Source organism: Allosalinactinospora lopnorensis, from assembly GCF_000981225.1.
In the GTDB taxonomy this organism is placed as follows: Bacteria; Actinomycetota; Actinomycetes; order Streptosporangiales; family Streptosporangiaceae; genus Allosalinactinospora; species Allosalinactinospora lopnorensis.
Genome location: NZ_LAJC01000107.1, coordinates 1 through 10,449, shown reverse-complemented (window position 1 = coordinate 10,449; position 10,449 = coordinate 1). Strand labels below are relative to the sequence as shown.

Annotated in this window: 8 protein-coding genes, 1 pseudogene and 1 riboswitch; of the genes and pseudogenes, 7 read left to right on the top strand and 2 right to left on the bottom strand. The window is 71.3% G+C overall.

Annotation, left to right across the window (positions count from 1 at the left end):
* The first annotated feature begins 117 nt into the window (after positions 1–117).
* The 7 genes and pseudogenes from VS93_RS24555 (at position 118) to VS93_RS24525 (ending at position 7,074) form a co-directional block, all read left to right on the top strand.
* A complete protein-coding gene (locus tag VS93_RS24555; RefSeq protein ID WP_046472234.1) occupies positions 118–1,119 on the top strand; it encodes a phosphatase PAP2 family protein in 1,002 nt (333 codons plus the stop codon).
* 123 nt (positions 1,120–1,242) lie between these two features.
* A riboswitch (FMN riboswitch) is annotated at positions 1,243–1,373 on the top strand.
* A 114-nt stretch (positions 1,374–1,487) separates the two neighbouring features.
* Positions 1,488–2,104, top strand: a pseudogene (locus tag VS93_RS24550) (riboflavin synthase).
* A 146-nt stretch (positions 2,105–2,250) separates the two neighbouring features.
* Complete coding sequence (locus tag VS93_RS24545; protein ID WP_156185006.1) at positions 2,251–3,615, top strand: bifunctional 3,4-dihydroxy-2-butanone-4-phosphate synthase/GTP cyclohydrolase II; 1,365 nt, start codon at positions 2,251–2,253, stop codon at positions 3,613–3,615.
* Positions 3,616–3,639: 24 nt separating this feature from the next.
* Positions 3,640–4,134, top strand: coding sequence for a 6,7-dimethyl-8-ribityllumazine synthase (ribH, locus tag VS93_RS24540; protein WP_046472235.1), 495 nt, complete (start codon positions 3,640–3,642; stop codon positions 4,132–4,134).
* A gap of 62 nt (positions 4,135–4,196) precedes the next feature.
* Positions 4,197–4,736, top strand: coding sequence for a PH domain-containing protein (locus VS93_RS24535; RefSeq protein ID WP_046472233.1), 540 nt, complete (start codon positions 4,197–4,199; stop codon positions 4,734–4,736).
* A gap of 345 nt (positions 4,737–5,081) precedes the next feature.
* Positions 5,082–6,236: an XdhC family protein gene (locus VS93_RS24530; protein WP_046472232.1), complete on the top strand. Its 1,155-nt coding sequence runs from the start codon at positions 5,082–5,084 to the stop codon at positions 6,234–6,236.
* A gap of 205 nt (positions 6,237–6,441) precedes the next feature.
* The gene (locus tag VS93_RS24525) at positions 6,442–7,074 is read left to right on the top strand and encodes a nucleotidyltransferase family protein (protein ID WP_046472231.1); all 633 of its coding nucleotides are present in this window, start codon (positions 6,442–6,444) and stop codon (positions 7,072–7,074) included.
* Here the strand turns inward: VS93_RS24525 and VS93_RS24520 are convergent.
* Together VS93_RS24520 and VS93_RS24515 are read right to left on the bottom strand one after the other, a co-directional pair.
* Complete coding sequence (locus tag VS93_RS24520) at positions 7,071–7,982, bottom strand: aldose 1-epimerase family protein (RefSeq protein WP_046472230.1); 912 nt, start codon at positions 7,980–7,982, stop codon at positions 7,071–7,073. The genes VS93_RS24525 and VS93_RS24520 overlap by 4 nt on opposite strands.
* Before the next feature lie 50 nt (positions 7,983–8,032).
* The coding region (locus VS93_RS24515) for a protein kinase domain-containing protein (protein WP_046472229.1) at positions 8,033–10,449 on the bottom strand (2,417 nt) is incomplete at its 5' end.

Sequence of the window (10,449 nt, the reverse complement as noted above, 5' to 3'; positions counted from 1 at the left end):
GCTTCGAGCGACCGCGGTGGGGCCTCCGGTCGCCGGCAGCCCCTGCACGGCGGACAGGGGCTGCCATCGTGGCGCGGGAAGGGCCATCATCGGTTCCGCCAGTAGGGACGGCATGCCATGGAAACGGTGTGGGACGGCGAGGTCGGTCTCGTCCTGTGGAGCCAAGCCCTGGGAGGGTGGCTCGAACCGCCGATGCGGGCGGTGACCGTCCTGGGGGGCAAGACGCTGCTCCTCCCTCTGCTCGCGCTGCTGTTCTGGTGTGTGCACGCGGGGACGGGCGCGCGCCTGTCCCTGGTGCTGCTGGGGTCATCGCTGGTCAACGGCTTGTTCAAGGGGGTCTCCCACGGCCCCCGTCCTTACTGGTTCACCCCCGCGGTGACCCCGTTGACCACGGAGTCCACGTTCGGCCTGCCCTCCGGGCACGCCCAGACAGCGGTCGCTGTGTGGGGCTACCTGGCCGCCAGGATCCGGCGGCGATGGGCCTGGCCGGCCGCCGCGGCGCTGATCGCGCTCATCGCCTTCTCCCGCGTCTACCTGGGCGCGCACTTCGTCACCGACGTCGTGGCCGGGATGGCAGTGGGGGCGCTGCTGCTCTGGCTGGTGCTGCGCTACGAGGACTCCCTGCTGCGCTGGTGGCGCGGGCGCACGCCGACACACCAGGTCGGCCTGGCCTTCACCGTCTCCCTGCTGCCGGGAGTGGGCGTCATCACATGGCAGGAGCTGATACGCCGCGACTGGAGGCTCCCCGCCGAATGGACCGGAGCGGTGCCCCCCGACGTGGCGAATGAGACGCTGACGTACGTTTCCACGCTGGGCGGCGGGTTTTTCGGTGTGCTCGTGGGGTTCTCGGTGCTCGCCGCGAGGGGTTGGTACAGCGCCGAGGGGCCGCTGGTCTCGCGTGCCGCGCGCTACGTGATCGGCATGGCCGGAACAGTGCTGATCCTCGTCGCGGTGCGTACGGCCGTTCCCACCGTCGACGGCGCCGCCGGTGCGCTCCGCGAATACGCGGTCTACGCGCTCATGTCGCTCTGGGGCGCGCTCGGCGCGCCGGAGCTGTTCCTCAGAATGCGCCTGGCCGTGCGGCCCGAGACCGTCGAGGGGCGACAGTTCTCAGCCTGACCTCCCCGGAGCCGGCTGCGGGGTTTTGCTAGGCTCGATGCCAACCGGGCGTGCTTTGCGGGTTACCTCCCGTCTTCCGGGAATCATCCTTCATGGCACACTTGGTGATCGAGACGTTGTCTAACGCGTGCTCCGGGGTCGGTGAAAGTCCGAACCGGCGGTGACAGTCCGCGACCCGGCCGAATCCATCGGCCGGTTGAACCGGTGGAATTCCGGTACCGACGGTGAAAGTCCGGATGGGAGGCAGTGCGCGTGGGACCCGACGGTGGGTAGCCGGCCGTATCCGGCGGGGCCGTCCGGTCTTGGCGGCGGTGGCCGCCCAGCAGTTCATCCCCGGAGCCTGAGCAGGTGAAGGGGATGGCCCGGACGTGTTCACCGGAATCGTAGAAGAGTTGGGCGAGATCACCGAGATCACGCCGGCCGGCGGCGCCGCGGGCGACGCCGTCGAACTGACGATCCACGGCCCCACAGTGACATCCGACGCCGCGCACGGCGATTCGATCGCGGTCAACGGCGTCTGCCTGACGGTCACCGGAGTCTCGGGGGCCCGCTTCACCGCCGACGTGATGAAGGAGACACTGGACCGCTCCAGTCTCGGCGCACTCACCCCTGGCTCCCCGGCTAACCTAGAGCGCGCCGCGAAGGTCTCCGACCGGATCGGCGGGCACATCGTCCAGGGACACGTGGACGGGACCGGCGAGATCACGGCGCGCGTCTCCGGCGCGCGCTGGGAGACCGTCACGGTTTCCCTCCCCGATGACCTGGCCCGCTACGTCGTGGAGAAAGGTCCATCACCGTTGACGGGGTCAGTCTCACCGTGACCGCCGTCGACGCTGGCTCCTTCACGATCAGCCTGATCCCCACCACCCTCGGCCTGACCACGCTCGGCCGCAAGGGTGTGGGTGCCCCGGTCAACCTCGAGGTCGACGTCATCGCCAAGTACGTCGAGCGGCTGGCCGCCTTCACCCCGGGAGCCCTCCGATGAGCCGCGGCACCGCCGGTGCGCCCCGTCCGGACGCCGGCTCCTCGCACTACGCCGCGGAGAGGGCGCCGCGATCGACGGGCGCCCATCCGTCATCCCCCTGGCTCTTGCCGACCATTTCGATCACCAACGCAGCGCAGGGAGCAGCAATGACGAGCAGCGACGCGAGCGCGGCGCAGCCACAGACGGGCGCGGACACCCGGGCCGGCGCCGGAGTCGGCGTTTCGGACGGCACCGCAGAGCGACGGGGCGGCGCTTCCATCGCGCTGGACGACATCACCGGGGCGATCGCCGACATGGCCGCCGGGCGCCCCGTGGTCGTCGTGGACGACGAGGACCGGGAGAACGAGGGCGACCTCATCCTGGCCGCCGAGGCGGCCACGCCGGAACTGCTCGCCTTCATGGTCCGCTACACATCGGGCATCATCTGCGTCCCGATGCTCGGCGAGGACCTCGACCGGCTCGACCTGCCGTTGATGACCAAGGTGAACGAGGAGAGCCTGCGCACCGCCTACACGGTGACGGTCGACGCGCGCTCCGGGGTGAGCACCGGGATCTCCGCCGCCGACCGCGCCCACACCATCCGGCTGCTCGCCGACGCTGAGAGCACCGCCGACGACTTCGTGCGCCCGGGTCACATCCTGCCGCTGCGCTACCACTCGGGCGGGGTGCTCGCCCGCCGCGGCCACACGGAGGCCTCCGTTGACCTCGCACGCCTCGCCGGGCTCCGCCCCGCAGGCGTCCTCGCCGAGATCGTCAACGACGACGGCACGTTGACACGGCTCCCCGGGCTTCGGGAGTTCGCCGACGAACACGGCCTGAGACTGGTCTCCATCGAGCAGCTCGTGCGCTACATCGAGAAGGTGGGCGACACCGTCCGCGCCGAGATCCCGGCCGCGCACCGTCCCACGGTGGAGCGCGTTGTCGAGACCCGTATCCCGAACCGCTACGGGCAGTGGCGCGCGGTCGGCTACCGGGGGATGGCCGACGGCGCCGAGCACATCGCGCTGGTACTCGGCGAGATCGGCGACGGCGCGGATGTGGTCACCCGGCTGCATTCCGAATGCCTCACAGGGGACGCGTTCGGCTCGCACCGCTGCGACTGCGGGGCCCAGCTCGAAGCGGCCATGGCCGCGATCGCCGAGGAGGGCCGCGGGATCCTCGTCTACCTGCGCGGCCATGAGGGCCGCGGTATAGGGCTGCTGCACAAACTACAGGCGTACCGGCTGCAGGACTCCGGCTCGGACACCGTTGACGCCAACCTGGAGCTGGGGCTGCCCGCAGATGCCCGCGAGTTCGGCGCCGGCGCCCGGATCCTGACCGACCTCGGGGTCCGCTCCGTCCGGCTGATCAGCAACAACCCGGGTAAGACCGACGGGCTCCTCCGACACGGGATCGCCGTCACCGAGCGGATCGCGATGCCCACTGTCGTCACCGACGACAACCTGCGCTATCTGCAGACCAAGCGCGACCGCATGGGACACGACCTGCCCGGCATCGCCGTCGTCAACTGACCACGCAACGAAGGACCTGTGACCATGACTGGAACGGGACGCCCCGAGGACATCTCCGTCGATGCCAGAGGGCTGACTCTGGGGATCGTCGCCACCCGGTGGAACGCCGGAATCGTGGAGCCCATGCTGGCGAACGCGCGGGAAGCGGCAGAGCAGTCGGGGGTCACCGCCCCTACTGTGGTCCGGGTGGCAGGGGCGATCGAGGTCCCCGTCGTCGCCCAGGAGCTCGCCCGTACGCACGACGCGGTGGTGGCCCTGGGCGCGGTGATCCGGGGGGCGACGCCGCACTTCGACTATGTCTGCCAGTCGCTCACCCAGGGCCTGACCGATGTCGCGTTGCGCGCGGCCAGTCCTGTTGCGAACGGCGTCTTGACCTGTGAAACCCTTGACCAGGCGCGCGCTCGCGCCGGCCTTCCGGACAGCCACGAGGACAAGGGACGGGAAGCCGTCGTTGCCGCTCTCGACACCGCTCTCGTGCTGCGGGCGCTCCGCGGCAGGGACGGCCAGTTCGCCGCGTGACGGGCGCGGCCGTGAACGGGCGGGGCCCATCGGGGCCGTCGGGTGGAGGGGACCGCATCCGCATGCGGTCTGGGAACGTGAGGGAAGAGGACTCCGTGGTCGAGGGGACCGGAAGGCCGAAGTTGCCGGTGACATGGCGGCCGCGGAACATCCGGGTCGTCGCCTACGGGTTGGCCTGTGTGGTCGTGGCCACGATGGCGGTCCTTGGTGTGGTCCTTCCGGAGCAGTTCCGGCTGACGGACCGCATCGGCCTGGTCCTGATGGGGCTCCTCGGCGCCGGTGTGCTGCACCTGCTCGGCCGCCCCCGCCTGACCGCCACCGAGCGCAGCGTGACCGTTGTCAACGGCATCCGTACGCACGTGCTGGAATGGGCCGAGATCATCGATATCCGGATGCCGACCGGGGAGCCGTGGCCCTCGATGGATCTCGCAGACGGGTCCACGCTCGCGGTCATGGGTATCCAGAGCAACGACGGTGAGCGGGCCCGGATCAGTCTCATCCAGTTCCAGGACCTGTTGCGCGACCGCGGCGAAGCGAGGAGCCCCGCGGGTAGGGCGCCCGGGACGCGGTCGAACCGCTGCGGGCCGTGCCGGGAGGGGTAGGGAACAACGACCCCGCCATCGGCCCAGGGGTCGGCGCGGCAGGACACGCGCCGACCGGGTCAGTGTGCTGGTCCGGTCGGCCGTGGTCCTTCTGGTGGTGTTTCCGCTGTTCGTCTGCCGAGCGGCGGGCCGCTCCGTTTTCGCGGGCGCGCCCGCCCTCGCGCGCGTTCCCGGCACGCTGTTGGCGGATCGGGGTATCCGGGAACGGCGCCGGGGGTATGTGTCCGGCTACGAACGGCCCGTACGTTTTTCGGAGGATCGTGCTCTCTCCCTGTGCGCCGGGCGGCGCATAGCCTGGCCTCAGGTAACGGACGACGGGGGGCCGTTCACTGAGAGGAGTGCCACGTGCGCGACATCCGTGGTTCCGTCGCGGACCTGTACGAATCGGGCGAGACGTTCGCGCTCGCCACAGTTATCGAGACCTACCGAAGCGCACCGCGGGAAGCGGGGGCGGCTATGGCGGTCAGCGCTTCGGGGGAGGTCATCGGCAGCATCTCCGGTGGCTGTGTGGAGGGGGCTGTCTACGAGCTCGCCCAGGAAGTGATCGCGAACGGCGAACCGGCCCGCGACCGCTACGGCATCAGCGACGATGACGCGTTCGCTGTCGGCCTGACCTGTGGGGGAACACTGCATGTGCTCGTAGAGCCGGTGAACCGCACCTTCTATCCGCAACTGCCCGAGGTGATCGGGAGCATCGACGCGCACGAGCCGGTGGCGGTCGCGACCATCGCCTCCGGCCCGCGCCGGCTGGGCGCCCGCCGGATCATCCGGCCCCACCGCGCCGAGGGCGACCTGGGAGGTGAGCGGCTGGCCGCGGCGGTGGACGACGACGCCCGGGGGCTGCTGGCCCAAGGCAGCACCGGCATCCTGCGCTACGGTGCTGATGGCCAGCGGCGCGGCGACGAGCTCGAAGTGTTCGTGCGGTCGTTCGCCCCGGCGCCGCGCATGCTCGTCTTCGGCGCCATCGACTTCGCCGCGGCGGTCGCCGACATCGGCTCCTACATGGGGTACCGGGTTACCGTGTGTGATGCCCGTCCGGTCTTCGCGACGGCGAAGCGCTTTCCCAATGCCGAGGAAGTCCTCGTCAAGTGGCCGCACGTTTACATCAGCGAGGTCGAGGCGGAGATCGACGAGCGGACCGCCATTTGCGTGCTCACCCACGATCCCAAATTCGATGTCCCCGTGCTGGAGGCAGCCCTGCGCACCCCGGCCGGCTATATCGGGGCGATGGGCAGCCGCCGCACCCACGACGACCGGATGGCCCGGCTGCGTGCGGCCGGAGTCGGTGAGGACCAGCTCGCCCGGCTGCGTTCACCGATCGGGTTGGACCTCGGCGCGCGCACTCCGGAGGAGACGGCGGTCTCGGTCGCCGCCGAGCTCATCCAGACCCGGTGGGGCGGGAGCGGGCGCCCGCTCAGTACCACGAGCGGCCGCATCCACAGCGAACCGATGGCAATTCGGGCGGCGGCTGTTCCGGTGGGGAGCGGCAGCGGGGGATGAGCGTACTGACGGGAAGCGCGGCAAGATTTTTCTGAGAATACGCTGAGAAAGCGCCCCGGATTCGACCGGAATCGGCCACGCTCACCGGTAACCGGAATTCGCTGTGCGCTGATTCCCGCATCGAAGGGGGAATTCGGCGCGGAGAACGCAGAGTATGGCATTAGTGACAGTCTCGCCGGAGGCATTGGCATGGCATTATCGCGTTATGACGACACGTGAGAAAGGCGCAGGCGGCACGCCGGTCGCCGGTCTCCTGCTGGCCGCGGGGGAGGGAAGCCGGCTGGGACGGCCCAAGGCGCTCGTCGAGCTGGCGGGAGAGCGGCTGGCCGATCGGGGCGTCCGGACACTGCGCGAGGGCGGGTGCGTGCCGATCTACATTGTGGTGGGAGCCGCGCGGGCCGAGGTGCCTGAGGCGGTCACCGTGTACAACCCCGACTGGGGCAGCGGACTGGGGTCCTCACTGCGCGCGGGGCTCGACGCGATGCCGGACGACGTCGATGCCGTGATCGTGGCCCTGGTGGACCAGCCGCTGGTCACCGCGACCGCGGTGCGGCGCCTGGCGGACGCGTACGGCGAAGGGGAGCGCGCGGCCGTCGCGACCTATGTCGGTAATTTCCGCAACCCGGTCCTGCTGGCCCGCGAACACTGGCCCAGCGTGCACGCCATGGCGGAGGGCGAGGTCGGTGCCCGCCCGTTCCTGCGGGCCTACTCTCACCTGGTGGCCACGGTGCCCTGCGAGGACATCGCCAGACCCGACGACATCGACACCCCTGAGGACCTGCAGCGCCTGCGCGGCCTCGTCGAGCCGGCAGAGGAGGACGCGGCCGAGGTCTGCTAAGCGGTGACCGGCGGCAGCCGGCGAATGCCGAACCGCGCCCGCATGCCGGCGCCGGGGGAGAGGACACGCAGAGCGTCCCCGGTGGCGAAGGCGTTGGGCGGACACGTCATCGGCTCCACCGCGAGCGGGGCCCGGTGATCCGGACTGACGAGGCGGTCGGCGCTGTAGATCTGGAGCCAGCCGCAGGAACGGTCGTTCCACAGCCCGACCGCGGTCTCCGCTCCGGAGAGCACGGTCCACGCCCGGTCGTCGGGGCCGTACCGCAGGTCGGTGAAGGCGGTGTCGAACGTAGCCGTCCGGACCGGACGCGGTGTGCGGAAGTCGTGCGCGGTTCCGGCGACGGGTTCCGGGGAATCCACGGGGAGCAGGTGCTCGTCGGCCGGCTGGCGGAGTTGCGCGGGAAGGTGCAGTGTCGCGTCGTCCAGGGGCGTGTCGACCTTCAGGTAGGGGTGCGCCCCGATCCCGCATGGGGCGGAGGACGTGCCGGTGTTGCGGGCGGTGACGGTGGTGGTGAGACCCGCTGCGGGGTCGAGCCGGTAGTCCGCCGTCACCTCCAGGCGGAAGGGGTAGCCGGGGGCGCCGTCGAGTGTGCAGCCGAGTACGGCCTGGTCCGGTGCGGTGGTCGTCGGACGCCACAGTAGGGAGTGCACCAGCCCGTGCAGGGCCGAGCCGCCGCCGGGTTCGGTGATCTCCAACTGGTGTTCGGTGCCGTCGAAGACGTAGCGCCCTCCGCCGACGCGGTTCGGCCACGGGAGCAGCAACTGGCCCTGGAACCCCCGGATCTCACCTCCGGGGGAGTGTCCCCAGATCAGTTCCTCGTCGTGCCAGGTGAAACGGCACAGTGCGGCTCCGCGGAGGTCGATGACCGCCCGGTAGTCCCCTGCTTCTAGCTCGATCGCGTGGTCCACCCGGTATCGTCTCCCATTCGACGTGGTCTCCGGGGATCCTACGCGCGACCTCAGCCGAGCAGTGAGTCGAGGGGGATCAGTATCCCCGCCCCCAGGGTGAGCAGGCCGCCGGCCAGGAGGGCGACCGCCATCAGCAGCGACCCGACCAGTGCGAGGCGGTAGGACATCAACTGGGTGCGCGCCCTGCGCCGCCGGCCGGCGGCGGTGTGCCCGAGGAGGAACAGGACCAGCCCGAGGACGACAGGGAACCACCAGCTGTGCCCGCTGTCGCCGGGGAGCAGGCCCGCCGCCGTCGAGGAGACTCCTGAGACGACCGCGCTGCTGCTGAACGCCAGGAGCCCCTCGTAGCAGGCGAGGACCACATCGTTGTTCGGGAAGAAGCCCTCCGGCGGCAGCAGCGATCGGCCGAGCCCTTCGACCATCCCCAGCATCCCGGCCGGGTAGGCGAAACGGCGGCACCGGCCGGCCCCCATCGCCCGCTGGATCTGGCGCATCCCGCGGTCGATCCTCTGCTGCTCCTTCTGCTGCCGCCGGTCGGAGCGGTCCCGGTAGGAGGCGTCGTACGACTGGGGGTCGGCGGCCGGTCGGCCGCCGGGAAGGTCCTGCTGCGGGGGCGCCGACCGTTCCCGCGCCTGCGACCAGCCGGCTCCGGCGGCCGCGGTGATGCTGTGCCACCGGCCGCGCCAGCGCATCCGGCTGTTCTCGCGGTCCTGCCGCCGCTGCATGGCGCCGGCCTGCGAGGCACCGGGAAGGAGTAGAACGGCGGTGATGAGCGCGGCGCTGGTGGCGACGTCGCCGGCGCGGCCGCGCAGTCCGGCGCGCCGCTGCTCGCTCCACCACTCGGTGCGGGGGGCGTTGCTGCGCTGCGCCGGGTGCCAGGACTGCGCGCGCAGGAACCGCCGGTGCCGGGGGCCGGCCTCGGGGTCCAGGACGAGTTCAGTGGCCTGGGCCCATGCGGTGTCCCATTCGTGCGCGGCGGGAGCGGTCGGAGCCGTTCCCGCCGCGCGGGTGCCCGTTGCGACGAGGCGCTCCACCGTGGCCTGCACCTGCCTCATGATGAGCGGGACCTCGTGCTGCGCACGCTCCAGGAGCGCGCAGCGGTTGGTGCCTTCGGCGCGGCACGACGGGTGGTCGCACCAGTGCCGGGCGGCGAGCCCCAGGACACCCAGCTCGACGGCCTCGCGCAGAGCCGCGTGCCGGCTGCTCTCACCTTTGGCCATGGCCAGCACGCCCTCGGCGCTGACCTCGTACCCCCTGTAGCGGGGCGCCATCCCGGGGACGAACCGCGCCGCCAGCGCACTGATCGCCAGATGCGCTCGTTCAGGGTGCCCGTCGAGGCCCGTGAGGTAGGCGCGGTCGAAGGTGTAGTCGTTGACCTCCCGGTCCAGCCAGGTCCGCAGCGTCGACCAGTGGGTGCGCAGCCATACCGCCCCCTTGTCGGAGCGGTCCATCAGGTCGAAGGCCAGGCTCGGCGGGTCGTCGTGGGAGACGTCGGCGAAGCTGATGGGGGCGTGCCGGCGGGCCTTGACGAGCCGCGGGCGCTCCCCGGCCAGCCACTGCCGGACCTCGGCGTAGCCCCACCGGGCCGAGGGCACGGGCGTGAGCAGCCCCTGCGCCAGCAGGCGCCATTCCTCCTCGGGGATCGCGGAGACGTCGATGTCGGTGTTGCGGGCGGTCAGCCAGTTCTCCCCGCGCACGGGGCGGCGACCGCTCCTCAGCTCGTGCACCATGATGCCCAGGGACCACCACGCGGCCGGAGCCTCGCGCCGTCCCTCGATGACCTCGGGGGCCGCGTAGTCCTCGGTGATCGCCTGGCCGCCGTAGACGCGGCTCATGGTCGCGCGCACCGCCCCGCCGAAGTCGGTGAGGGCGAACACCGGCGGGTCGAGCTTGCGTATCAGCAGGTTCTCGGGCTTGACGTCGGTGTGGTTGTGCTGCAGGGACTCCTGCCAGTGGTGCAGGCACGCGGCGACCGCGGCGACGACGTCGCGCGCCCGGTCGTCGGGCAGCGGCGCCTGGTCGATCACCGAGCGCAGGGAGCCTTCGGCGAAGTACTCCTGCGCCTCCCAGGCCACTGCCTCCCCCCACGAGCTGCGGGCGGAACCGTAGCCGTGGATGGCCGGGGTGTAGGGGTCGGCCGCGCCGCGGGCGCGCAGCCGGTCCAGCAGCTCCCGGTTGATGTCGTGTCCGGGGCGGTAGACCTTCAGCGCCAGTCGCCGGCCCGGCTCGTCGGCGGGCTCGGAGAGGTAGACCACGGCCTCCCCGCCGGAGCCGATGTGGCCGTGGACGCGGTAGGAGTGGCGCAGCTTGGCCGGGATCGCGTAGTCGAGTTCTCCCGCCGGTCCGACCACGACACGTGAGATCAGCCGGGGGAACCAGTCCAGGAGGGGGCGCCAGCGCGACTCCGCTGCCGGCCCTCTGCCGGGGGGCGCCGCACCGGGGGAGCCGAGGCGCCGGGTCCGGGCGG

What these genes read in the sequence shown, in the direction of transcription:
- VS93_RS24555 (WP_046472234.1), top strand. Translation starts at nt 118, where the DNA reads ATGGAAACGGTGTGGGACGGCGAGGTCGGTCTCGTCCTGTGGAGCCAA.
- VS93_RS24545 (WP_156185006.1), top strand. Translation starts at nt 2,251, where the DNA reads ATGACGAGCAGCGACGCGAGCGCGGCGCAGCCACAGACGGGCGCGGAC.
- ribH (WP_046472235.1), top strand. Translation starts at nt 3,640, where the DNA reads ATGACTGGAACGGGACGCCCCGAGGACATCTCCGTCGATGCCAGAGGG.
- VS93_RS24535 (WP_046472233.1), top strand. Translation starts at nt 4,197, where the DNA reads ATGCGGTCTGGGAACGTGAGGGAAGAGGACTCCGTGGTCGAGGGGACC.
- VS93_RS24525 (WP_046472231.1), top strand. Translation starts at nt 6,442, where the DNA reads ATGACGACACGTGAGAAAGGCGCAGGCGGCACGCCGGTCGCCGGTCTC.